The sequence below is a fragment of the Sandarakinorhabdus sp. DWP1-3-1 genome, assembly GCF_049896705.1.
In the GTDB taxonomy this organism is placed as follows: Bacteria; Pseudomonadota; Alphaproteobacteria; order Sphingomonadales; family Sphingomonadaceae; genus Sandarakinorhabdus.
On sequence record NZ_JAFCUV010000003.1, the window covers coordinates 384,832 to 408,570 of the forward strand.

21 protein-coding genes are annotated in these 23,739 nt (G+C 68.5%); 12 read left to right on the forward strand and 9 right to left on the reverse strand.

The features are described 5' to 3' along the window. Positions 1 to 15: 15 nt before the first annotated feature. From gatA to ACP7AI_RS15610, 3 genes are all read right to left on the reverse strand, one after another. A complete protein-coding gene (gene gatA / locus ACP7AI_RS15600; protein ID WP_426169281.1) occupies positions 16 to 1,482 on the reverse strand; it encodes an Asp-tRNA(Asn)/Glu-tRNA(Gln) amidotransferase subunit GatA in 1,467 nt (488 codons plus the stop codon). Beyond that, on the reverse strand, positions 1,479 to 1,766 hold the full coding sequence (gene gatC / locus ACP7AI_RS15605; RefSeq protein ID WP_426169283.1) for an Asp-tRNA(Asn)/Glu-tRNA(Gln) amidotransferase subunit GatC: 288 nt from the start codon (positions 1,764 to 1,766) through the stop codon (positions 1,479 to 1,481). The genes gatA and gatC overlap by 4 nt, the downstream gene beginning before the upstream one ends. Positions 1,767 to 1,835: 69 nt before the next feature. Further along, complete coding sequence (locus ACP7AI_RS15610) at positions 1,836 to 3,884, reverse strand: amidohydrolase family protein (protein ID WP_426169286.1); 2,049 nt, start codon at positions 3,882 to 3,884, stop codon at positions 1,836 to 1,838. 99 nt (positions 3,885 to 3,983) lie between these two features. Here ACP7AI_RS15610 and ACP7AI_RS15615 point away from each other — a divergent pair, with 99 nt between their 5' ends. The 3 genes from ACP7AI_RS15615 to ACP7AI_RS15625 all read left to right on the forward strand — a co-directional run bounded on the left by ACP7AI_RS15615 (position 3,984) and on the right by ACP7AI_RS15625 (position 7,078). After that, on the forward strand, positions 3,984 to 5,117 hold the full coding sequence (locus ACP7AI_RS15615) for an alpha/beta fold hydrolase (protein WP_426169288.1): 1,134 nt from the start codon (positions 3,984 to 3,986) through the stop codon (positions 5,115 to 5,117). 7 nt (positions 5,118 to 5,124) lie between these two features. Then, complete coding sequence (locus ACP7AI_RS15620; RefSeq protein WP_426169291.1) at positions 5,125 to 6,138, forward strand: potassium channel family protein; 1,014 nt, start codon at positions 5,125 to 5,127, stop codon at positions 6,136 to 6,138. 157 nt (positions 6,139 to 6,295) lie between these two features. After that, on the forward strand, positions 6,296 to 7,078 hold the full coding sequence (locus tag ACP7AI_RS15625; RefSeq protein ID WP_426169293.1) for a hypothetical protein: 783 nt from the start codon (positions 6,296 to 6,298) through the stop codon (positions 7,076 to 7,078). A gap of 486 nt (positions 7,079 to 7,564) precedes the next feature. Here the strand turns inward: ACP7AI_RS15625 and ACP7AI_RS15630 are convergent, their stop codons facing one another. From ACP7AI_RS15630 to ACP7AI_RS15645, 4 genes are all read right to left on the reverse strand, one after another. Beyond that, entirely contained in the window at positions 7,565 to 9,250 is a 1,686-nt protein-coding gene (locus ACP7AI_RS15630; RefSeq protein ID WP_426169295.1) for an N-acyl-D-amino-acid deacylase family protein, read from the reverse strand. Positions 9,251 to 9,313: 63 nt separating this feature from the next. After that, positions 9,314 to 9,952, reverse strand: a complete 639-nt coding sequence (locus ACP7AI_RS15635) for a PadR family transcriptional regulator (RefSeq protein ID WP_426169298.1) — start codon at positions 9,950 to 9,952, stop codon at positions 9,314 to 9,316. Positions 9,953 to 9,972: 20 nt separating this feature from the next. Continuing rightward, positions 9,973 to 10,461, reverse strand: a complete 489-nt coding sequence (locus ACP7AI_RS15640; protein ID WP_426169301.1) for a hypothetical protein — start codon at positions 10,459 to 10,461, stop codon at positions 9,973 to 9,975. Positions 10,462 to 10,518: 57 nt separating this feature from the next. Further along, complete coding sequence (locus ACP7AI_RS15645) at positions 10,519 to 11,451, reverse strand: L-threonylcarbamoyladenylate synthase (protein ID WP_426169304.1); 933 nt, start codon at positions 11,449 to 11,451, stop codon at positions 10,519 to 10,521. Between the two features lie 45 nt (positions 11,452 to 11,496). Here ACP7AI_RS15645 and ACP7AI_RS15650 point away from each other — a divergent pair, with 45 nt between their 5' ends. Beyond that, complete coding sequence (locus ACP7AI_RS15650; protein WP_426169306.1) at positions 11,497 to 13,251, forward strand: acyl-CoA dehydrogenase; 1,755 nt, start codon at positions 11,497 to 11,499, stop codon at positions 13,249 to 13,251. Between the two features lie 71 nt (positions 13,252 to 13,322). Next, positions 13,323 to 14,324: a fumarylacetoacetate hydrolase family protein gene (locus ACP7AI_RS15655; protein ID WP_426169308.1), complete on the forward strand. Its 1,002-nt coding sequence runs from the start codon at positions 13,323 to 13,325 to the stop codon at positions 14,322 to 14,324. Here the strand turns inward: ACP7AI_RS15655 and ACP7AI_RS15660 are convergent. Further along, positions 14,321 to 15,574, reverse strand: a complete 1,254-nt coding sequence (locus ACP7AI_RS15660; protein ID WP_426169311.1) for a cation:proton antiporter — start codon at positions 15,572 to 15,574, stop codon at positions 14,321 to 14,323. The genes ACP7AI_RS15655 and ACP7AI_RS15660 overlap by 4 nt on opposite strands. Before the next feature lie 154 nt (positions 15,575 to 15,728). On the opposite strand from ACP7AI_RS15660, the gene argS reads away from it, so the two are divergent. The 6 genes from argS to ACP7AI_RS15690 all read left to right on the forward strand — a co-directional run bounded on the left by argS (position 15,729) and on the right by ACP7AI_RS15690 (position 22,320). After that, a complete protein-coding gene (gene argS / locus ACP7AI_RS15665) occupies positions 15,729 to 17,450 on the forward strand; it encodes an arginine--tRNA ligase (RefSeq protein ID WP_426169313.1) in 1,722 nt (573 codons plus the stop codon). After that, complete coding sequence (locus ACP7AI_RS15670) at positions 17,450 to 18,304, forward strand: SPOR domain-containing protein (RefSeq protein ID WP_426169315.1); 855 nt, start codon at positions 17,450 to 17,452, stop codon at positions 18,302 to 18,304. The genes argS and ACP7AI_RS15670 overlap by 1 nt, the downstream gene beginning before the upstream one ends. 2 nt (positions 18,305 to 18,306) lie before the next feature. Next, positions 18,307 to 19,350, forward strand: coding sequence for a glycoside hydrolase family 3 N-terminal domain-containing protein (locus ACP7AI_RS15675; RefSeq protein ID WP_426169317.1), 1,044 nt, complete (start codon positions 18,307 to 18,309; stop codon positions 19,348 to 19,350). 141 nt (positions 19,351 to 19,491) lie between these two features. Continuing rightward, on the forward strand, positions 19,492 to 20,256 hold the full coding sequence (locus ACP7AI_RS15680; protein WP_426169319.1) for a segregation and condensation protein A: 765 nt from the start codon (positions 19,492 to 19,494) through the stop codon (positions 20,254 to 20,256). Between the two features lie 40 nt (positions 20,257 to 20,296). Continuing rightward, complete coding sequence (gene scpB, locus ACP7AI_RS15685) at positions 20,297 to 20,866, forward strand: SMC-Scp complex subunit ScpB (RefSeq protein ID WP_426169321.1); 570 nt, start codon at positions 20,297 to 20,299, stop codon at positions 20,864 to 20,866. Next, entirely contained in the window at positions 20,866 to 22,320 is a 1,455-nt protein-coding gene (locus tag ACP7AI_RS15690; protein ID WP_426169323.1) for a S41 family peptidase, read from the forward strand. Before scpB ends, ACP7AI_RS15690 begins: the two co-directional genes overlap by 1 nt. 143 nt (positions 22,321 to 22,463) lie before the next feature. Here ACP7AI_RS15690 and ACP7AI_RS15695 read toward each other — a convergent pair whose 3' ends face one another. After that, complete coding sequence (locus ACP7AI_RS15695; RefSeq protein ID WP_426169326.1) at positions 22,464 to 23,156, reverse strand: cell cycle transcriptional regulator TrcR; 693 nt, start codon at positions 23,154 to 23,156, stop codon at positions 22,464 to 22,466. A 157-nt stretch (positions 23,157 to 23,313) separates the two neighbouring features. On the opposite strand from ACP7AI_RS15695, the gene ACP7AI_RS15700 reads away from it, so the two are divergent. After that, complete coding sequence (locus tag ACP7AI_RS15700; RefSeq protein WP_426169329.1) at positions 23,314 to 23,727, forward strand: phosphate-starvation-inducible PsiE family protein; 414 nt, start codon at positions 23,314 to 23,316, stop codon at positions 23,725 to 23,727. Positions 23,728 to 23,739 lie beyond the last annotated feature (12 nt).

Genomic DNA, 23,739 nt, shown 5'->3' on the forward strand with positions numbered 1-23,739 from the left:
CTGTCATGGCAGTCGTCATAAGGGTTTGGCCGTGAAATTGGCCGCCCGCTCGATCGCCAGTCCGGCGTCCAGAACCCCGGCTTCGTCGAGCGGCTTGCCGATGATCTGCAGGCCGAGCGGCAGGCCGTCTGGCGAAAGCCCCGCCGGCACGGACATCGCCGGCAGGCCGGCGAGCGACGACGGCACCGTAAAGACGTCGTTGAGATACATCGCCAGCGGGTCGGCCTTGTCGCCGAAGGCGAACGCCGCGCTGGGCGCCGTCGGCGTCAGCAGCAGGTCGCAATGTTCCCAGGCCTGTTCGAAATCGCGGGCGATGAGCGCCCGCACCCGCTGCGCCTGGGTGTAATAGGCGTCGTAATAGCCCGCCGACAGCACATAGGTGCCGATCATGATGCGGCGCTTGACCTCGGCGCCAAAGCCGGCGGCGCGGGTGGCGCTGTACATGTCGGCAAGGTTTCCGCCCGGCGGCGTCACGCGCAGGCCGTAGCGGACGCCGTCATAGCGGGCGAGGTTGGACGAAGCTTCGGCAGGCGCGATGATGTAATAGGCCGGCAGCGCGTATTTGGTGTGCGGCAGCGACACATCGACGATGGTCGCGCCGGCGGCATTCAGCCATTCCAGGCCCTGGTCCCAGAGTTTCGCGATCGTCGCGTCCATGCCATCGAGGCGGTATTCCTTCGGCACGCCGACCCGCTTGCCGCGCAGGTCGCCGGTCAGCCCGGCGGCGAAATCGGGCACCGGCACGTTCAGCGAGGTCGAATCCTTGGCGTCATAGCCGCACATCGAGGTCAGCAGCAGCGCGCAATCCTCGACGGTGCGCGCCATCGGCCCGGCCTGGTCGAGCGACGAGGCAAAGGCGACGACGCCCCAGCGCGAGCAGCGGCCATAGGTCGGCTTGATGCCCGAAATGCCGACGAAGGCCGCCGGCTGCCGGATCGAGCCGCCGGTATCGGTGCCGGTGGCGCCGGCGGCGATTCGCGCCGCGACCGCCGCCGCCGAGCCGCCCGACGAGCCGCCGGGCACGAGCTCGCGGTTCGAATTCTCCGCCTTCCATGGCGAGATCACCTTGCCATAGGCGCTGGTCTCGTTCGACGAGCCCATGGCGAATTCGTCCATGTTCAGCTTGCCGAGCATGACCGCGCCATCGGCGAGCAGCTTGCCCGACACGGTCGATTCATACTGGGGGATGAAGCCTTGGAGGATCTTCGACCCGGCCGTCGTCTGAACGCCCTGGGTGCAGAACAGGTCCTTGATGCCGAGCGGAATGCCGGCCAGCGGCCGCGCCTCGCCGCGGGCCAGCGCCATGTCGGCAGCGGCGGCCTGGCCGGTCGCGATTTCCGGCGTTTCGACGATGAAGGCGTTGAGCCCGCGCGCCTGCTCCATCGCGGTCAGATGCGCAGCGGTCAGCTCGGCGGCGGAAAAGTCGCGCCTGGCCAGCCCGGCCTTCATGCCGGCAATGGTGAGATCGGTCAGCACGGTCATTCGATCACTTTCGGCACGGCGAAAAAGCCGCTAGTCGCATCGGGGGCATTGGCGAGCACCTTGGCCTGCACATCGCCATCGGTGACGCCATCGGCACGCCAGGCGAGATGGTTGGGGATCACCGCCGTCATCGGCGCGACGCCGGTCGTGTCGACCTCGCCCAGCTGCTCGATCCAGCCGAGAATCGCCGACAACTCACCGGCCAGCGCCGGCACCTGCTCCTCGGCGATGCCGATGCGGGCGAGGCGGGCGATCTTTCTGACGGTGGCGTCGTCGACGGACATGTTGGGCTTTCGTGTTGCGCTGCACAGCCGCTAGCAGGCGGCGGCGAAACGCTCAACCACTGCCTCTCGCTACTTCGGCCGCCCCGAGAACCCCGCTGCCGCGCGCAGGGCATCGGCATCGAGCAGCTTGCCCCCCAGCATCACCGTCCGAGTCTGCCGCAAATCGTCGATCCGCACCGACGGATTGCCCTCCACGAGCACCATGTCCGCCACCTTGCCGACCTTGATCGAACCCGTGGTCGCCGCCTTGCCGACCAGCCGCGCCGGGTTGATCGTCGCCGTCGCCAGCGCCTCCCCCGGCGTCATCCCGGCTTCGACGTACAGTTCCAGCTCGCGGATGATCTCCAGCCCGCTGCCGTCGGTGCCGGCGACGATCGGCACGCCGGCGCGCTGCATCTTGACCGCCAGCGCCTTCATCTTGGCGAAGCTGGCGCGATAATCGGCGCGGGTCAGGTCCTTGGGCACGGCGAACCCGCCCGAGCGAAAGCCGCGCTCGGTCGTCGGCGGCATCGTGCCGGCAAAGGGCGCATAGGCCGGCGACAGGTCGCCATTGTCGGGCACATAAAGCCCTTCGAACGTCACCAGCGTCGGATCGCTGACGATCTTCTTCTTCGCCATCGTCGCCACCATGGTCTTCATCGGCTCGGCATCGAGGTCGACTTGCCTGGCATAGCGCCCCGGCCCCTCGAACCGCATGATGCCGTTGGATGCCGCGATGACGCTGTCGGGCATCGCCTGCATCATCACCCAGTTGATATGCGTGATCTCGTCATAACCGGCGGCGATCGCATCCATCGGGCGGATGCCCTGCGGCACATGGCCATGGACGTGCAGCCCCAGCCGGTGCGCCTTGGCAATGGCGGGCTTCAGCCATTTGGGGTCGAGCGTGCCGTAGAATTTCACCCCGATGAAGCCGCCGGCCTTGGCCTTTTTCACCGCGGCGATGGCCTCGACCTCGCTGGTCACGACATTGGCGACCTGGGCGGTGTTGGGCCCCTTGCCGTCGATCAGCGACGAGGCATAGACATTGGGCATCAGCAATTCGCCCGCCGCCCGGCGCCGCGCCCGCTCGATGGTCTGCACATCGTTGTTGCCGGGGTCGCGCACCGAGGTGACGCCCAAGGACAGCTCCTGCGTGCCGGTGAAATCGTCGCCGACATGCATGTGGCTGTCCCACAGGCCCGGCACCAGCGTCTTGCCGGCGCCGTCGATGATCATCGCCTTGCCAATCGGCGTCTTCGCCGCGGCGCCGACGCGCACGATCAACCCCTTGTCGACGACCACCGTCTGGTCGGGGCGGAAGATGCCGGCATCGGCGTCGTACAGCCGGACATGGGTGAAGGCGACGGGGCCATCGGGCGTCTTCAACAGCGCCTTGACCCGCGCCGGCGCATCGGCGGCCAGCGCCTTCACCTGCGCCGCCTCCATCCTCGCCATGTCCTTCTCATAGCCGACCGGCAGCCAGCCCATACCGAAGGTGACGCCGAAGAACTTGCCCGCGGCGTCGGTCCAGATCGGCACCGGCGTGGTGCCGAGCCCGCTGATCGCCCAGGCCGTCAGCGTGTGCTTCGCCGCGCCCTCGCCGACCTCGATCGTCGTCAGCGGCTTGGCCGTGGCGCGGCCGCCCGGCAGCAGCGCGAGCGACTTGTCGGGGCTGGCCAGGATCGCCTCCACCAACTGGGCATTCAGCCCCATCGGGCCGCCCATCGTGGTGTAGAAGGCCGGCGCGCCATAGGCGGCGCTGCCGGCGTCGATCTGGCTTTTCCAGCTCGCCTTGCCGCCCGCCACCGCGAACGTCTCGCCGGCATCGCCCTGCGGGCTGAAACCACGCACGGTCACCGCCGCCGGCATGCCGTCGGGGCCGACCTTGGTCGCCGATTCCACCTCCCAGACCTGGCCGCGCAGCACCATCGATTCGCGGCCCATCACCGTCCCGTCGGCCGCCGTCCAGGCCCAGCTGTCGCCATGCTTGCCGCCGGTCGACTGGATGATGAAATGCCGCGCCTCTGCAGGCGGTTTCGCCAACTCCGCCACCGGCACCTGCGCCAGCGCCGTGCTCGCCAGCAACACCCCGGCCAGCGCCGTCCCCATGACCATCGTCGCACCCATCGTCCGCATGTCGTTCTCCCTGCTCGCCGCAGCATGCCATGAACTGTGTTGCAACAGCGAGGCACCCGGCGCAGTTGACCGGCACCGCCAGACCGTTAGCAAGGTCACATGATCCGCACCCTCGCCGCCGCTTTCGCCCTCGCCACCACGACCATCGCCGCCGCCCAGGCCCCGCCGGCGACGGCGCCGGCCGCCCGCCCGCCCGTCGCCACCCTGCCGACGACGCCCGCCGCCAGCAAATGGCCGGTGGCAGAGGCCGATTATGCCATCCCCAACTTCCGCTTCGGCAGCGGCGAGACGCTGCCGAAGCTCAACCAGCATTACCGCACGCTTGGCACGCCGCGCCGCGACGCTGCCGGCAATGTCGTCAACGCGGTCATGGTGCTGCACGGCACCGGCGGCACCGGCGCGCAATTCCTGCGGCCGCAGTTCGCCGACGCGCTGTACGGCCCCGGCCAGCCGCTCGACATCACCCGCTATTTCATCATCCTGCCCGATGCCATCGGCCATGGCGGCTCGACCAAGCCCAGCGACGGCCTGCGCATGACCTTCCCGAAATACGACTACGACGACATGGTCGATGCCCAGTACCGCCTGCTGACCGAGCATCTGAAGGTCAAGCAGCTGCGCCTGCTGATGGGCACCTCGATGGGCTGCATGATGGATTTCGTGCACGGCACCCGCCACCCCGATGCCGCCCGCGCCATCATGCCGACCGCCTGCCAGACGGTCGAGCTTGCCGGCCGCAACCGGCTGTGGCGCCAGATGACCATCGACGCGATCAAGGCCGATCCGCTGTGGCAGGGCGGCAACTACACGTCGCCGCCGCTCGGTGGCCTGCGCACCGCCGCGGTTCTGGGCGTCATTGCCGGTTCCGCCCCGGTTCGCATGCAGGCCGATTGGCCGACCCGTGAAAAGGCCGAGGCGGCGCTGAAGGGCATCGTCGAGCGCGCCATGGCCGAAACCGATGCCAACGACACGATCTATCGCCTCGATGCCTCGCGCAACTACAACCCCTCGCCGCTGCTCGGCCGCATCACCGTGCCGGTCACCTGGATCAACAGCGCCGATGATTTCATCAACCCGCCCGGCCTGGCTTTGCCCGAACGCGAGGTGAAGAAGATGCCCAACGCCCGCTTCGTGCTGATCCCGGAAACCGCCGAAACCCGCGGCCACAGCACCCACACCTGGGCGCAATTCTGGACGGCCGAGCTCGTCGACCTGCTGAAGCGCACCGAATAGCGCCGCCATGGCCGACGACGACGATCGCCATATTCCGCTGCATCGCCGCAGCCGGCTGTCGACAACGGCCTCGCTGGCCCTGCGCGCGCTGCTCGTCGCCGGGCTGTTCGGCATCGCCGTCGCCGGCCACTGGTATGACCGCGACGGCCTGCGCGACAACACCGATGGCAGCGTCAGCTTTCTCGATGTCATCTACTTCACCGCGGTCACCGTCACCACCGTCGGCTATGGCGACATCGTGCCGGTCACGCCCTCGGCGCGGATGTTCGATACCTTCGTCGTCACGCCGATCCGCCTTTTCGTCTGGCTGATCTTCCTCGGCAGCGCCTATAGCTTCGTCATCAAAGACAGCTGGAGCCGGGTTCGAACGCGCATGATCGGCGACAAACTCCACGACCATTTCATCGTCTGCGGCTATGGCGCCAGCGGCGCCGCGGCGGTGGAGGAACTGTGCCGCGAAGGCATATCCGCCGATGCCATCGTCGTCGTCGACAGCGACCCCGCCGCGATCGCCGCCGCGGTGGCCACCGGCACCACCGGCGTGACCGGCGACGCCACCCATAATGCGACGCTGGAGGCCGCCTTCATCCACCGCGCCCGCGGCGTGCTGATCGCCACCGGCCGCGACGACACCGCGGCGCTGGTGACGCTGACGGCGCGGCAACTCAACCATGCCGTGCCGATCAGCGTCAGCGTCCGCGCCCATGAAAACGAGGATCTGCTGCGCCAGGCCGGCGCCAACGCCATCATCAATCCGGTGCGCCTCGGCGGCCATCTGCTGGCGCGCTCGTCGAGCCATCGCCACGCCGTCGACTATATCGCCGACCTCGCCGGTGCCGCGGGCTGTGTGGCGCTGTGCGAGCGCCCGGCGCTGCCTGCGGAGGTCGGCAAGCCGCTACGCTCGGTCAGCACCGGCCTGGCGGTGCGCATCATCCGCGACGGGAAGATCGTCGGTTTCTGGGAGCCGGGCGCCAACACCATCGCGGCTGGCGACACGATCGTGGAGATCTTGCCGGTCTAAGCAAGATTGGCTGCCTGGAATGACCGAGATTGGTGGACTGCGGACAGGCAGGTTCCGGGGACGCAAGGGGCGATAGCTGCCATCATCCGACCAGAAGGCTCACCCGGTGCCGCACACGCTTGCTGCCGATCGAGTGGACTGTTATCAAGCATCTACGATGGGTGGCTATATGCGGCGACTAATTCTGCTGGTGCTGCTCTGCCTTGCCGCCTGCACCCAGCAAGGTTGGAATGATCGCCTCGCTTCCCCAAAGGAGCAGGCTCTCGCTATAGGGGCCGCAGAGGACCTTCGAGCGGGCCAGATGGAGCCACTTGCAAAGCAAGCAGCGCCTGAGCTTCGGCAACAGCTTCCCCGTTACATGAAGCAGGTCGCCCCCTTGCTCATGCCGGTCCAAGGCAATTTCCGTTTACAGACGGTCAACAGCTTCAGTCTCAGCGGCGGTCCGACAACTAAGACCTTTATTGTTCAAGGTGGCTCAGGTGACCACTGGGCTATTGTGCGCGTTGTTTTCCAAGCATCGGGCGACGAGATGCGGCTCGCAGGCCTCAACGTCACGCCTTTCAAAGAGGACCCATCGGAGATGGATAGCTTTGAGGTCGGCAGGCGGGGGCCGCTTGGCTATCTCTGGTTGGCCATCATGCTAACATGCGTCAGCTCATGTATATGGGCTACCGTTCTGATCTGGCGACGTCGGTGGCTGAAGCGAAGATGGCTTTGGACATTAGGAAGTTTGTTTGGCTTCGTGGGCTTCGGGCTGAACTGGTCCACAGGTGCTTACGCGGTTCTTTTGGTAAACGTTTCGCTACTCGGGGCTCAGGCCAGCAAGGCCGGGCCATACGCGCCGTGGCTTCTTAACTTTGGCATCCCGGTCGTAGCATTGGTTGTCATCGCGCGCTGGTATCGACATGAACGCGGAAGCGACGGGGGCCGAGTGCAATAGACCGTAGCATCCGATCGGCTGCTTTTAGGCATAAAAGATGACGACAGCTATGTCGGGCATTGGGCGAAAGCCGCCGTTCTGCTCCCTCCCCCCACCGTCGCAGACGGTAGGGTGGGGAGGGTCGGGGTGGGGGTCTTACCCACCCGCGTCTACAGCCCCACCCCGACCCTCCCCACTCTATTTTCGCTGCGCTCAACTAGAGGGAAAGAGCAGCGAAGTTGGCGCGGATACGGCCCAGGCGAGAGCGGCCGGCGCTCCTCGGGCTAGCGTTGTCAAATCCTCCAAAAGTCTCGAAAGTCACTCACTCTGCGTTTTTTACACAGCGGCGGTCTTCGCTCGCCGGCTCCTGCAGTTCATCACGATGTCAAAGAGCAGAACGCTCGACTTGATAACCAAATCGGTGAAAAATGTCAAGGCTTTTCTCGATGGCCGCTGGAGCGAAACCATCCTTTGCGCGTGTGTGGAAGACCGGCGGAGGCTATCCGCTCACCCCGCACACTTCCCCGCCCCCGGCCCCTTTACGAACCGCCCTGCCGCCGCCCCGGTCGGCTCGCCGTCCTTCAAGACCTGAATGCCGTTGACGAACACCTGCGCCACCCCGGTCGCGTACTGCGCCGGCTTCGCGAACGTCGCATGGTCGGCGATGGTCGCGGGATCGAACACCACGACATCGGCGAAATAGCCGGCCTTGAGCAGCCCCCGCTCCTTGATGCCGAGATTGGCGACCGGCTGCGACGTCAGCCGGCGGATCGCATCGGGCAGCGTCGTCGCCTTTTCGTCGCGCACATATTTGCCCAGCAGCCGCGCGACATTGCCATAGGCGCGCGGGTGATCCTGGCTGAGCAGGAACACCCCCTCCGCCGCCGGCGCCCCGGCATCCGAGCCGAAGCCCACCCAGGGCAGGCCGATCTGGCGCTTCACATTGGCTTCGGTCATCAGGAAATAGGCGGTGCCGACGCGGCTGCCGTCCTCGATCACCAGGTCCATCGCGGTGTCGGCGGGGGACGTGCCGCGCAGTTTCGCGACCTCTGCCAGCGTCTTCCCCGTCAGCGGCTTCAGTTTCGGGTTTTTGAAACCGAGCAGCAGCAGGTTTTCGGGCGTGCCGGCGCTGTGGAACAGATTTTCCCACCCCTGCCCCTTGGCGCCCATCTCCGCCTTCACCCGCGCCCGGATCGCGGGGTCCTTCAGCCGCTCGATCCACGCCTCCAGCCCGCCGTCCTGCACCCAGAGCGGCATCGACGCATCGAGGCCTGTGGCGCCGGCGGTGTAATTGTACATGTCGGCGGTGATGCGGATGCCCGCCGCCCGCGCCGCCTCGACCCTGGCGATGATGCTGTCGAGCTTGCCCCAATTGTCCTTGCCCGACTGCTTCAGATGCCAGATCTCGGCCGGGCCGCCCGACTGTTTCGCGATGGTGATCAGCTCGTCGACGGCCGCTTCGACATTGTCGCCTTCCGACCGCATATGGCTGATGTACATGCCGCCGCACTTGGCGCTCTCGGTCGCCAGCGCCACCAGCTCCGGCGTTTCGGCATAGGCGCCCGGTGCATAGATCAGCGAACTGCCGACCCCCAGGGCGCCCTCGTTCATCGCGGCACGCACCAACCCGCGCATCCGGCCCAGCTGTTCGGGGGTCGGGTCGATGTCCTTTTCGCCGAGTTCATGGATGCGCACCGTCGCCGTGCCGACAAAGCTGGCGACATTCGGCGCGATGCCCTTTTTCTCCAGCATCGCCAGATATTCGCCCAAGGTCGTCCAGCTGACCGGATATTTGACATCGTCCTGCCGCTGCTGCGCCAGCCGCTTCATTTCGGGATTGAGCGGCCCCATCGAATTGCCTTCGCCCATCACCTCCAGCGTCACGCCCTGGCGAATGTCGCTCTGCGCGCGGCCGTCGACGATCAGGCTTTCGACCGCCCAGGACAGCATGTTGACGAAGCCCGGCGCGATGGCCTGGCCGTGGACGTCGATGGTGCGCGCCGCGGCGGGGGCCTTGCCCCCGGAATCACTACGCCCCATGGCGCTGATGCGATCGCCGGTCAGCGCCACCCAGCCCGGATAGGGCGCGCCGCCGCTGCCGTCGTAGATGACGCCGTTGGCGATGACGGTGTCGGGCGCCGCCAGCGCCGGGGTCGCTGCCGACAACAGCAGCAAAGTCGCAAAACGCAGCATGGCCCGGTCCCCTTTGGAACAGGCTAGGCCCCGCTCCCCTCCCTTTCAAGGGAGGGGAGAAGGCTAGAGCCGCTCGATCCTGCTCGCCGCCTCGTCGAGGATGGCGGCGACCTTCAGTTGCAGTTCGCGGTCGCTGTTGTCGTCCGACAGGCGCGTGTGCAGCGCCGTGTGCAGGTTGCGCATGGCACGGCGGACGGGCGCCGAATCGGTGCGCTCGCTCATCTTCGCCAGCGCCTCCAGCCGGGCCATGGCGGATTTCACCGCATCGGCCTCCGCCGCCAGCGCCGCGGTGCCGGCCTCGGTGATCGCGTAGAGCTTGCGGCTGCCTTCGGCCTTTTCATCGGCCTCGCCGACATCGGCGATCAGCGTCAGCGTCGGATAGACCATGCCCGGGCTGGGCGCATAGACGCCGCCCGACAGGGTCTCGATCGCCTTGATCAGTTCATAGCCGTGGCGCGGCTGTTCGGCGATCAGGTGGAGCAGGACGAGGCGCAGATCGGCCGCATCGAGCACGCGTTTCCGGCCACCGGGACGACCGCCGCCACGGCGTGGACCGCCGAAGCCGGCCGCGAAGCCCGGGCCGGGGCCGAACACCGCCTCGGTGATCTGCTCGCCGAAGCGATCGGCAAAGGCCGAAAACGCCTGGCCGCGCCAGTTGAAGCGCCGATCGGAACCGCCGCGATTGCCGCAATTGTCGTGCATGGGATGCCTCCTTGAGTTTCTCATGCCCTCCAAGATATATCTTGGACGGATTTTGACAAGCCCCTGGCATGCGAATTCGTCACAAGCTCGCCGACCGTCGCCAGGAAGGATACCAATCGCCCGGCACCGGCGACGCCGGCGAGCGGCACCAGCGCGGCGATCGCCGCCGTCTCGTCACCGCCGGCCAGCCGCAGCGCCAGCAGCAATTGCGCCTCGTCCTCGGTCAGGATCGGGCAGGCCGGCGCGCCGATGGCGAGGCGCCGCGGTGCAAAGCGCGACAGGCCGAACAACAGGCAGCGCAGCAGATGCTCGAGCCCCTGGCCGGCATCGCCATAATCCTGCTGGAGGGCGACATGGACGGCGTGGCAGCGCGCGCCGCCGAGCGGTTGCATCAGCGCCAGCCGCCGCAGCGCCCACAGCAGCCGCTGTTCGTCGGGCGGCAGCGCCTCGACCCCGCCGCGCCGCGCCGGCCACTGGCCATAATCTTCGCCCGACCCGACAATCTTCACTGCACATCCTCCCGATCGACAGCCGGGATATTATGCTATTGAGAATCGTTCGCAAGCCTATTTCGGGGCAGCGGCGCGATTCAGCCGATCGTTGATGGCAAGCCCCAGGCCGTGCCCGGGAATCGGCGCAACGGCGATGGCGGCGCGCCCGCTCGCCTCCGCGACATGCAGCAGGTCGAACAGCCTGGCGGCGGCTTCGGTAAGGTCACCCGCGGGTGACAGGCTGGCGTCGCCGGCGACGGTGCCGAAGCCGATGTGGAACTCCGCCGGCGCGGCGGTTAGCGCGTCGAGCCGCACCGGCTGCAACGGCGCATAATGCGACGCCATCATGCCGGGGGCAACGACACGCCCTCCCCCTTGCGGGGATGGCGGCTCCGCGATGGGGCCGGGGAGCAGCACCGCCCCCGGCCGCAGCAGCGTCACCACCCCATCCGCCACCTGCACGATCGTCGATTCCACCCCCGCCGCGCACGCCCCGCCATCGAGCACCAGCGGCACCCGGTCCCCGAGCGACGCCGCGACATGCGCTGCCGTCGTCGATGAAATCCGCCCCGATGCGTTTGCGGACGGTGCCGCCAAGGGCCCGGCCCCGGCGATCAGCGCCTGCATCACCGGATGCGCCGGGCAGCGCACCGCCAGCGTCGCCAGCCCTGCCGTCACCAGCCCGGCAACCGCCGCACCGGGCTTCAGCGGCAGCACCAGAGTCAGCGCACCGGGCCAGAATTCCGCCATCAGCGCCGCCGACACCGGGTCGATCTCGACCAGCTTCGCTGCCTGCGCGACCCCCGAAACATGGACGATCAGCGGGTTGAAGCTCGGCCGGCCCTTCGCCGCATAGATCCGCGCCACCGCCGCGCCATCGGCCGCCCGCGCCGCCAGGCCGTACACCGTCTCCGTCGGCGCCGCGACGATGCCGCCGGCGTCGAGCAGCGCCACCGCCTCGGCGATGCCCGCAGGATCAGCGGCGATGATGCGGCTTTTGTCGGTCATGGCGCTTCGTCTATAGCGGGACGGTCACCAGCCCAAGGCGAAACCATGACCTATACCGCGCCCACCGCCGAACAGCGTTTCGTCCTCGACGTCATCGCCGACCTGCCCGGCCTCGCGGCGCGACCGCACTATGCCAACGCCACGCCCGACATGGTCGACGCCATCCTCGCCGAATCGGGCAAGCTCGCCACCAACGTCTTCGCGCCGCTGAACGCCGTCGGCGACAGGACGCATGCCAAACTCGCCGACGGTGTCGTCACCCTGCCACCGGGCTTTGCCGATGCGTACAAACTCTACATCGACGGCGGCTGGGCCGGGCTGGGCGTCGCGGAGGTCCATGGCGGCCAGGGCCTGCCGTTTGCCGTCAACGTCGCCGTGCAGGAACAATTGACCAGCGCCAACATGGCGTTCGCGCTGTGCATGATGCTGAGCCAGGGCGCCATCGAGGCGCTTGCCGCACACGCGTCCCCGGAATTGCAGGACCGCTATCTCGCCAAGCTGGTCAGCGGCGAATGGACCGGCACGATGAACCTGACCGAGCCGTCCGCCGGCAGCGACGTCGGCGCACTGAAATCCCGCGCCGAGCCGCATGCCGACGGCAGCTATCGCATCAAGGGCACCAAGATCTACATCACCTGGGGGGAACATGACGCGGCGGCGAACATCGTCCACCTCGTCCTCGCCCGCCTGCCCGACGCGCCGCCGGGCACCAAGGGCATCAGCCTGTTCCTCTGCCCGAAATTCCTGCCGGACGGCGCGCGCAACGACCTGAAATGCGTCGGGATCGAGCACAAGCTCGGCATCCACGCGTCGCCCACCTGCACCATGAGCTTCGGCGACAATGACGCCTGTGTCGGCTACCTCGTCGGTGCGGAGGGTTCCGGCATGCGCGCCATGTTCACCATGATGAACAACGCCCGCGTCCAGGTCGGCCTGCAGGGCGTCGCCATCGCCGAGGCCGCGACGCAGCACGCGCTCGCCTATGCCCGGCAGCGGGTGCAATCGGCGAAGTTCGGAGGTGGCCGCGACGCTGTCCGGATCATCGAGCACGCCGATGTCCGCCGCACGCTGATGACCTGCCGGGCGCTGACCGAGGCGACCCGGGCGCTGGTCTATCTCAACGCCGCCGCCGTCGACCGCGCCCATGCCGGCGACGCCGCGGGTGCCGGCCTCGCCGATTTGCTGACGCCGATTTCCAAGGGCTGGGCGACCGATGTCGGCGTCGAAGTCGCCAGTCTCGCCCTGCAGGTCTTCGGCGGCATGGGCTATGTCGAGGAGACCGGCGCCGCCCAGTTTCTCCGCGACGCCCGCATCGCGCCGATCTACGAAGGCACCAACGGCATCCAGGCGCTCGACCTCGTCGGGCGCAAGCTCGGGGCAGACGGCGGCGCCCATTGGCAGGAGGTGTTCGCGCAAGTCCGGGACACCGTTCACGACCTTACCGCCAGCCCCGATCTCGCCGGCCTGGCGCCCTGGCTGGAGGATGCGCTCGCCGCGACAAAGGCCGCAACATTGTGGCTCGCCGGTGCCAACAACCCCGACGATGTCGCCGCCGGCGCGACGCCGTACCTGCGCATGATGGGCCTCACCCTCGGCGGCTGGCTCCTTGCAAAACAGGCACTTGCCGCGCAGCAAGGCCTTGCCGCCGGCACCGGCGATCCGGCCTTCCTCGCCGCCAAGATCGCCACCGCGCGCTTCTATGCCGAGCAGTTGCTGCCGCAAGTCGGCGCCCTGTCAGGGCCGGTGACGCGCGGCGCCGCCTCGCTTTACGCGATCAGCGAGGAAGACCTGGCAGCCTGAACGCCTCCCCTCCCGCAAGCGGGAGGGGAGATCGCTTGCACCCGTTCCCCGACAGGACCACGATAGCTCGCATGAAATTAGCCTCGCTCAAACATGGCCGTGACGGCCGCCTTGTCGTCGTCTCGGACGATCTCGCCTGGTGCGCCGCGCCGCCGCCGATGTTCGCCACACTACAGGCCGCGCTCGACGACTGGGGCCATGCCGAGCCGGTGTTGCGCGGCGTCGCCGACAGCCTGGCGCACGACGCCGTGCCGCACAGCCGCTTCCACGAACGCGAAGCCGCCGCGCCCTTGCCGCGCGCCTATCAATGGGCCGACGGCAGCGCCTATGTGAACCATGTCGAGCTGGTGCGGAAAGCCCGCGGTGCCGAACTGCCCGCCAGCTTCTGGACCGACCCGCTGATGTACCAGGGCGGCAGCGACCGTTTCCTTGCCCCTCGCGACGCCATCCCGTTCGTCGATGACCAATGGGGCCTCGATCTGGAGGCCGAAGTCGTCGTCGTCACCGGCGACGTGCCGCAGGGCGCCAGCCGCGAACAGGCGATCGCCGCCATTCGCCTCGTCGGCCTTGTCAACGACGTCTCGCTGCGCGGCCTCATCCCGCAAGAACTCGCCAAGGGCTTCGGTTTCGTCCAGTCGAAACCCGCGTCGGCGCTGTCGCCGGTCTTCGTCACCCCCGACAGCCTGGGCGACGCCTGGCGCGACGGCAAGCTGCACGGCGTCCTCAACGTCGACCTCAACGGGCAACCCTTCGGCCGCGCCGATGCCGGCGAGGACATGACCTTCGATTTCGGCACGCTGATCGCGCATCTGGCGAAAACCCGCGAGCTCGGTGCCGGCAGCATCATCGGATCGGGCACCGTGTCCAACCGCGACGCCGACGGCGGCTCCGGCAAGCCGGTCGCCGCCGGTGGCCGCGGCTACAGCTGTATCGCCGAGCTGCGGATGATCGAGACGATCGAAGGCGGCAAGCCGGTGACGCCGTTCCTGCGCCCCGGCAACACCGTCCGCATCGAGATGCTCGACGCCAGGCACCGGTCGATCTTCGGGGCCATCGAACAGACCGTCGGCTAGCCTTCGACTTTCTGTGCCGACTCGTCCCCGATGGCCTTTTCCAGCGCCAGCCCGGCGGTAAAGCCGTGCACGATCGTCGACACCAGCACGGTAAAGGCGATGATCGCCCATAGCTGCGCGATGTTGACCAGCGCGACATGGGTCGCGGCATAGGCGAGGTAGTAGATCGAGCCGACACCGCGCACGCCATAGAAGGCCACCACCGCGCGCTCGCGCGATCGCGGCATCACCCGGCCGAGCGCCACCCAGCCGACCAGCGGCCGCACCACCAGCACCAGCGCCAGCCCGATCGCCGCATCGCGCCACGTCAGCGCCGGCAGCAGGGCCGGCAGCGCCGCCCCCAGCGCGATCAGCAGCAGCGCGGTCAGCGCATGCTCGATCGAATCCGAAAAATTGTGCAGCCGGGTGTGAAATTCGTGGCCCGCCTCGGCCTGGCGCAGCGTCAGCCCGGCGAGGAATGCGGCAATGAAGCCATAGCCCTCGGCCAGTTCGGTGATACCATAGGCGGCGAGCACGCCGGCGAGCGCAATGACGCCGCTTTCGGTCTTGGCCAGCGCATTCTCGCGCGGGAAGGCGAACAGCACCCTGCCGAGCAGCCAGCCGACGCCGACGCCGCCGAGCACACCGACGACGACGCGCCAGGCGACATCCTTCCACAGCCATTCGCCCAGCACTTCGCCGGTCAATCCGCCCGCCCCGGCCACCGCCAGCGCCAGATAGACAAAGGGAAACGCAAGGCCGTCGTTGAGCCCGGCCTCGGTAGTGAGGGTAAAGCGCACCGGATGCTCGCCGCCTTCCAGCGGCGGCCCGACCTGAACATCGGTGGCGAGCACCGGATCGGTGGGCGCCAGCACGGCGCCGAGCAGCAGCGCGCCCGCCAGCGTCATGCCGCCGACCGCCCAGCCGAGCAGCGCCACCGCGGCGATCGTCGCCGGCATGCCGATGGCGAGCAGGCGCACGGTCGGCCGCCACAGTTTCCAGCGCCGCGGCTTGTCGATGCGCAGGCCGACACCGAACAGCCCGACGATGACGCAGATCTCGCTGACGATCTCCCACACCTTGGGCTCGGCAATGGGATCGATCGCCGGCGGCATTCCCGGCACCAGCGTGAACGCCGCCCAGCCGATGCCGATCAGCAGCGCCGACGCCGCCGGCTCCCGCCCCGACACGAACCGCGGCAGCCAATAGGCGAGAATGGTCGCCAGGCCGATGGCGACAAGCAGCAGGTGATAGGACTGGAATTCGAACAAGCGGCAGCTCCCGACGGGTCGCGGTCGCTTCCCTTGCCAGTGGCAAACGGGCCGCGGCGCCGATCGTTGCCGCCACCGTCAAGGAAGACCGCGCGTTGCAGCGCGGGCAGCCCGGCGGTAGGAGAGGCTTCACGTCTTCATTCCGGACCGCACATTGAGCCTTTACCCGCGTTTTTCCGCCCATGTCGCGGATGCCCTTGCCGCGCTGACCGCCGCCGGCGACCTGCCGGCCGGGCTCGACACCCGCGCCGTGACGGTGGAGCCGCCGCGCGATCCGACGCATGGCGACCTCGCCACCAATGCCGCCATGGTGCTGGCGCGGCCTGCGGGCATGAAACCGCGCGACATCGCCATCATGCTCGCCCAGAAACTGGCGCGGCTGCCCGATATCGAGGCTGCCGAAGTCGCCGGTCCCGGCTTCATCAACCTGACGCTGCGCCCCGATGTCTGGCGCGCCGAACTTCGCCACATCGTCGCCGAAGCCAGCGATTACGGGCGCTCGGGCATCGGTGCCGGGCACCGCGTCAACGTCGAATATGTCTCCGCCAACCCCACCGGCCCGATGCACATGGGCCATTGCCGCGGCGCCGTCGTCGGCGATGCGCTGGCCGGACTGCTGTCCTATGCCGGCTATGGCGTGACGCGCGAATATTACATCAACGACGCCGGCGGCCAGGTCGACACTCTGGCCCGCTCGGCGCACCTGCGCTACCGCGAGGCACTGGGCGAGACGATCGAGATCCCCGAAGGCTTCTACCCCGGCGACTATCTCGTCCCCGTCGGTGAATCGCTCGCCCGCGAATATGGCGACAGATATGTCGGCGCGCCCGAGGCCGAATGGCTGGCGCTGTTCCGCCGCGAAAGCGTCGCCCGGATGATGGTCCGCATCCGCGCCGACCTGATGCTGCTCGGCATCGCCCAGGACGTGTTCTTTTCCGAAGCCTCGCTCGGCAATCGCGTCCAGGAGGCGCTGGAAACGCTCGACGCCAAGGGCCTGATCTACGAAGGCGTGCTCGAGGCGCCGAAGGGCGAGGCCGCCGAAGACTGGGAGCCGCGGCCGCAGACGCTGTTCCGCGCCAGCCAGTTCGGCGACGACAGCGACCGCGCCATGAAGAAATCCGACGGCAGCTGGACGTACTTTGCCGGCGACGTCGCCTATCACTGGGACAAGCTCGCCCGCGGCTATGACGCGCTCGTCGACATGTTCGGCGCCGACCATGGCGGCTATGTGAAGCGCATGACCGCCGCCGTTCGCGCCCTGAGCGACGACAAGGTCCCGCTCGACATCAAGATCGTCCAGATGGTCAAGCTGCTGCGCGCCGGCGAGCCGGTGAAGATGTCGAAGCGTTCGGGCAACTTCGTCACCCTGGCGGATGTGGTCGACGAGGTCGGCAAGGACGTCGTGCGCTTCATCATGCTGACCAAGCGCAGCGATTCGCAGCTCGATTTCGATTTCGCCAAGGTCGTCGAGCAATCCCGCGACAACCCGGTCTTCTATGTCCAGTACGCCCATGCCCGCATCGCATCGGCGCGCCGCAAGGCGGTGGAGGCCGGCATCGCCCTGCCCGAGCCCGATTTTGCACTGCTCGACGATACCGACCTGGCGCTGGTGAAGGTCGCTGCGCAGTGGCCGCGCATCGTCGAACAGGCCGCCGAAGCGCGTGAACCGCACCGCATCGCCTTCTACCTCGGCGACCTCGCCGCCGCCTTCCACACCCATTGGAACCTCGGCAACGACGATCCGCAGCGCCGGCTGGTGCTGGCCGACAACCCGGCGCTGACCGCGGCGCGGCTGGCGCTCGCCGATGCCGTCGGCCAGGTCATCCGCAACGGCCTGTCGGTGATGGGCGTCGAAGCCGCCAACGAACTCCACTGATGGCCCGCCGCGATCTCGACGACGATGCGCCCTGGCTGGCCGAAGCCAGCCCGCGCGCCGAAACCCATGTCACCCGCGCCTCGTTCTTCTGGACCGCGGCGATCCTGCTCGGCCTTGCCGCCGTCGTCGCCATCGGGCTGGTGCTGCTGCTGTCGAAAAAGAACGCCGGTTCAACGCAGGGCTATATGGAGGCCGAACAGGCGCCGGTGATCACCGCCGAGCCGGGGCCGTACAAGATCCCGCCGGTCGATCCCAAGGGCATGCAGGTCGAAGGCCAGGACCAGACCATCTATGCCGCCGGCGAGGGCATCGACGCCGGCAGCGTCATCGACCAGTCGGCGATGCCGGAGGCCGTGCTGCCCCGCCCGGGAACCGCGCCGCCGCCGGGCCTGCCGGAGGACCTGGTGCCGCCGATGCAGGCCGCGCCGACCGTCAACGCGCCCGGCGCCGCGCCGCCAAAGCTGGTGCTGCCGCCGCCGGCGACCAGGCCGGCCGCAATCCCGCCGGCCCTTGCGCCAAAAACAACCGCGCCAGCCGCGATCGCCGTGGCAAAGCCCCCGATCGCGGCCCCCGCCGCGACGCCGAAGCCCGCCGCCGCAACGCCGAAAATCGTCGAGCTGCCGGCGAAGAAGCCCTCGAGCGTCCAGCTCGGGGCCTTCTCCAGCCCCGAAAAGGCCGATGCCGCCTGGGCGGCGCTCGCCGGCAAGCCGGGTATCGCCGGGTTCGGCAAGCGCGTCATCAAGATCGAGAGCAACGGCCAAACGCTGTATCGCCTGCGCGCTAGCGGTGGCGACGCCGCGGCGCTGTGCGCGTCGCTGAAGGCCGCCGGCCGGGCCTGTGCGGTGGTGGAGTAGCAATGCAGCCGACGTTCCTGGGCCTGTCGGGCCTCACCATCACCGCCGACGAGGCCGCGCTGTTCCGTGCCGCCGACCCCGCCGGCTACATATTGTTCAAGCGCAATGTCGACAGCCCTGACCAGGTCCGCGCCCTCACCGCCGCGCTGACCGACCTGGCCGGCCGCCGCCTGCCGATCCTGATCGACCAGGAAGGCGGCCGCGTCGCCCGGCTGCGGCCGCCGCACTGGCCCGAATTCCCGACCGGGGAGACCTTCGACAAGCTGTATGACCTCGCCCCGGTCACCGCGATCGAGGCGGCGCGGCTCAACGCCCTGGCGCTGGCGGCCATGCTGCGCGACCTCGGCATCACCGTCGACTGCCTGCCGCTGCTCGATGTTCGCGATCCGGACGGCCACGACATCATCGGCGACCGCGCCTTCGGCCATGAACCGATGCGCGTCGCGGCGCTCGGCCGTGCCACGCTCGACGGGCTGAAGGCCGGCGGCGTCTGCGGTGTCGTCAAGCACATCCCGGGCCATGGCCGCGCCGCCGCCGACAGCCACCTCGAACTGCCGATCGTCACCGCCAGCCGCACCGAGCTTGAGCGCGATTTCGAACCCTTCCGCACCCTCGCCGCCCGTTCCCCGATGGCGATGACCGCGCATGTCACCTACACCGCGCTCGATCCGCGCCGCTGCGCCACCCTGTCGCCGACGGTCATCGACTTCATCCGTACCGACATCGGCTTCCAGGGCCTGCTGATGTCCGACGATCTCGGCATGCACGCGCTCGGCAACCCGGCGTCGGGCGGCCATGACCCCGGCAGCAATGCGCTGACCGACTTCGGCGCCCGGGCGCTCGCCAGCCTCGATGCCGGCTGCGATATCGCCCTCCACTGCTCGGGCGACTTCGCCGAAATGCGCGCCATCTGCGACGCGGTGCCGGGGATCGCCGCCGCTGCGGCCGCCCGCCTCGACGCCGCCATGGCCTGGGCCGGGACCGGCGACGCGACGCCGATGCAGCAATGGGCCGACGCCCGCGATGAACTGCTCGCCCTGGCCTGACCTTCCTCTCCCGCCTGCGGGAGAGGCGAGACGCGCGCCGGCGCGCCGGGTGAGGGTGGACCCGCGCGGCGGCACCCAAAGGACACCCTCACCCGCTCGCCCAAGTGGGCTGGTCGCCTCTCCCGCAAGCGGGAGAGGGGCATGACCACCGACGACGAATTCGACCTCCCGCCGCGCGCCGCGCCGCCGACGCTCGTCCTCCAGCTCGGCAGCTGGGAGGGCCCGCTCGATCTCCTCCTCGCCCTTGCCCGGGCGCAAAAGGTCGACCTCGCCCAGATCTCCATCCTCGCCCTTGTCGACCAGTATCTCGCCTTCATCCGCGATGCGAAGGCACTCAGCCTCGAACTCGCCGCCGATTATCTCGTCATGGCGGCGTGGCTGACCTATCTCAAATCGGCGCTGCTGCTGCCGCCCGACCCGGAGGTGGAGCCCGATCCCCACGACCTGGCGCTGAAACTGCAATTCCAGCTGCAGCGCCTCGATGCCATGCGGGAAGCCGGCGCCCGGCTGCTGGCGCGCCCGCAGCAGGGCTGGGACAGCTTCACCCGCGCCGAACCCGAGGGTCTGCGCCTCGAAACCGTCGCCCGCTACGATGTCAGCCTTTTCGAACTCCTGTCGGTCTATGGCGACATCAAGGCGCGCAACAGCGCCAGCACCCATGTCGTGCGTCGCCGCCCGGTGATGGCGCTCGACGAGGCCATCGAGCGGCTCGAACGCCTGCTCGGCACCAGCCTCGACTGGACCGAACTCGCCCGTTTCCTGCCCCGCGACCTCACCGACGAGGGCTATGCCCGCTCGGTGCTCGCCAGCACCTTCGTCGCCGCGCTGGAACTGACCCGACAGGGCCGCGCCACGCTGTCGCAAGGTGCAGCGTTCGCACCGATTCTCGTCCGCGCCGCAAATTGATGCCTTCCCCCTCGCGGCCGGTTCTGGTCTGTTGCGTGCCGTGACCGACCCCGAAACTCTCCGCGCGCTGGAGGCGATCATCTTCGCCGCCGAGGCGCCGCTGACCCTTGCCGACATCGCCCGCCATGTCGGTACCGCCGGCGACCTCCCCGAACTGCTGCGCGAACTCGCCGACAGCTATGCCCCGCGCGGCATCAATCTCGTCGAACGCGGCGGCCGCTGGCTGTTCCAGACCGCGCCCGACCTCGCCCACCACCTCCGCCCGAGCCGCGAGGCGGTGCGGAAACTGTCGCGCGCCGCCACCGAAACGCTCGCCGTCATCGCCTATCACGAACCCGTGACCCGGCCGGAGATCGAGGAAGTCCGCGGCGTCGCGGTCAGCGGCGGCACCATCGACGTGCTGCTGGAGGCCGGGTGGATCCGCCCCGCCGGCCGCCGCGAAACCCCCGGCCGGCCGCTGCAATATGCCACCACCCCGGCGTTCCTGACGCATTTCAACCTGACCTCGCGGCGCGACCTGCCGGGCCTCGCCGACCTGAAGGCCGCCGGGCTGCTCGATCGCGAGCCGCCGCGCGAGATGGCCCTGCCGCTGGTCGGCGGCGAGGATTGATGGTGCACTCCAGAACGGCGCGCCAGCTCGTCTCGGCCCTGCTCACGCTGGCCCTCGCCGGCTGCGGGGGCGGCGGCAGCCCCGGTGCCCCCACGGGTGGGCGCGGCGCCACCCCGACCCCGACGCCGACCCCCACCGCCAGCTGCTCGCTCCGCTCCCGCCAGGACTGGGCGGCCGCCCAGCTGCGCGAATGGTATCTCTTCCCCGAAACGCTGCCGGCCAGCCTCGACCCGACGCCGTACAGCACCGTCGACGACTATATCGACGCGCTGACCGCTACCGCCCGCGCCGAGGGCAAGGACCGTTTCTTCACCTACCTGACCTCGATCGCCGAGGAGAACGCCTATTTCAGCTCGGGCGCCACCGCCGCCTTCGGCATCCGCCTGCAGACCGACAGCGTCGCCAACCGCCTCTATGTCGCCGACGCCTATGAGGGCGCCCCGGCGCTCGCCGCCGGCATCGATCGCGGCGCCGAAATCCTCGCCATCGGCACCAACGCCGGCGACCTGCGCAGCGTCACCAGCCTGCTCGCCGCCGGCGGCAGCGCGCTCGGCAACGCCTTCGGCCCTGCCACGCCCGGCGTCACCCGCGCGCTGCAGATCCGCGACACCGGCGGCACCCGCGTCATCAGCATCACCAAGGCCGACTTCGCCATCCAGCCGGTGTCGCCGCGCTTCGGCGCGCAGACGCTGTCCGCCGATGGCCAGCGCATCGGCTATGTCAATTTGCGCACCTTCATCGAGACCAGCGAGCCACAGCTGCGCAGCGCCTTCGACAGCTTCCGCATCCAGGGCATCAACCAGGTCATCGTCGATTTCCGCTACAATGGCGGCGGCCTGCTCGAACCGTCGCAGGTCATGGCGGACCTGCTCGGCGCCAATCGCTTCACCTCCGACGTCGTCAACTATCTGACCTATCGCCCGTCGAAAGCGAGCGAGAACGAAACCCGGCTGTTCCGCCGCCAGCCCCAGGCCATCGGGCCGCTGCGCATCGCCTTCATCGCCACCGAGGAAACCGCGTCGGCCAGCGAACTCGTCATCAATGCCTTCACGCCCTATCTGAAGGCTAATTCGATCCTCGTCGGCGCCGACACCTATGGCAAGCCGGTCGGCCAGATCGCCATCGACCGTACCGCCTGCGACGACCGGCTGCGCATCGTCGCCTTTGCCCTGCAGAACGCCGATCGCCAGGGCGCCTATTACAACGGCCTCGCAAGCACCGTCGGCGCCAGTTGCCAGGCGGCAGACAACGTCGACCGCCAGATGGGCGACCCGGCGGAAGCATCCACGAAGGTGGCGATCGACACGCTGGCCGGGCGGCTGTGCGTGCCCATCGGCGGGGCCGCCCCGACCGCGTCGCTGCGCACGCCGGGGGTCAATGCGCGCGAGCGGCGGGAGCTGCTGGTGGCGGCACGGCCGAACGCGGCGCAGCGGGATTTGCCGGGGACGTTCTAGGTTTCCCTGTCACCCCGGCCGGACAAGAGCGCACGGGCAAAACCCGTGCTGGCGCCGAACGGGTTCGGTTGGCCAGGCCAACCGCCCCGCCGATCGGTCTTGTGCCTGTCGGCGCGCTGCGCTGCGCGCTGCGCGCTCGCGGCTCAGCGACGAAACAACGCCTCGCCCTGTTCCAGCGCCGTCCCGCCATGCTGCACCGGCTCGCCATGCTCGGCGATGTGCGCCGCGGCGACGCGTTCGGCCTGCAGCTGCTCGATCAGCGCGGCGCGGTCCTCGCCCAGCTTGCCGAGGTCGGGGGAGGTGTCGATGCCGGCCTTCTTGGCCGCCGCCGCCACCAGCGCGTCCATCTCGCGCTGGCCGGCGAGGCCGAGCGTGACGGGATCGCGCGCCTGCAGGTTGGCATAGTTCCAGTGGCTCTTGTCGCGGATCGCGGCGATCGTCGTCTTCGTCGTGCCGATCAGCTTGGAAATCTGGTTGTCGGTGATTTCCGGATGGTTCTTGATGATCCACAGGATGCCGTCGGGTTTGTCCTGGCGCTTCGACACCGGCGTGTAGCGCGGGCCCGTCGTGCGGCGCGACTGTTCCGGCTGGCGCGACAGCTTCAGCACATAATCGGGGTTGGCCTGGCCACGCTCCAGTTCGTCGGGGCTCAGCTCGCCGCTGCGGATCGGATCGCGGCCGGTCAGCTTCGTTGCCGCGGTATCATCGGCGATCGCCTGGATCTCGAGGATGTGCAGCCCGCAGAACTGGGCGATCTGCTCGAACGTCAGCGCCGAATTGTCGACCAGCCAGGCTGCTGTCGCATGCGGCATCAGGGGAGTGGTGGGAGCAGCCATGGCGCGGATTCCTGTCTGTGGAACGTAAAACAGCCGCCCCTTTTCGGAGCGGCTGTGCAACCTTTCCTGTAGAACGACCGGGCGCGGCAATCAAGCACGGTCCACCGCAGCGGATTAACGGTGGTTTCGGCCGCCGATTTGGAGTTTCATGCCGATGATGGCGACGCCGCTCCCGACCGATCCGCCCGAACACGGTGCCGGCCCCGCCGAACGCGCCATCGCGCTGACCAGCTTTCGCGCCATCGAGCGCCTGCTGCTGCTGATGATCGTCGCCATGACGCTGGCCGCCGCCGGCTTCGAAATCTATCGCGTCATCGCGCAGCAATCGGTCAATCTTGCCGATATCCTGCTGATGTTCCTTTATGCCGAAGTCATCGGCATGATCGCCGCCTTCTACGGCGGCCGCGAATCGCCCTTCGTCTATCCGATCTTCATCGCCATCACCGCGCTCGCCCGGCTGATCGTCCTCCAGGGCAAGGAAATGGCGCCCGAGAACATCGTTTTCGAGGCCGGCGCCATCCTGCTGCTGGCCATCGCCGCCGTGATCATCGCCCGCGCCAGCCGGGCATAGACAGCATCGCAA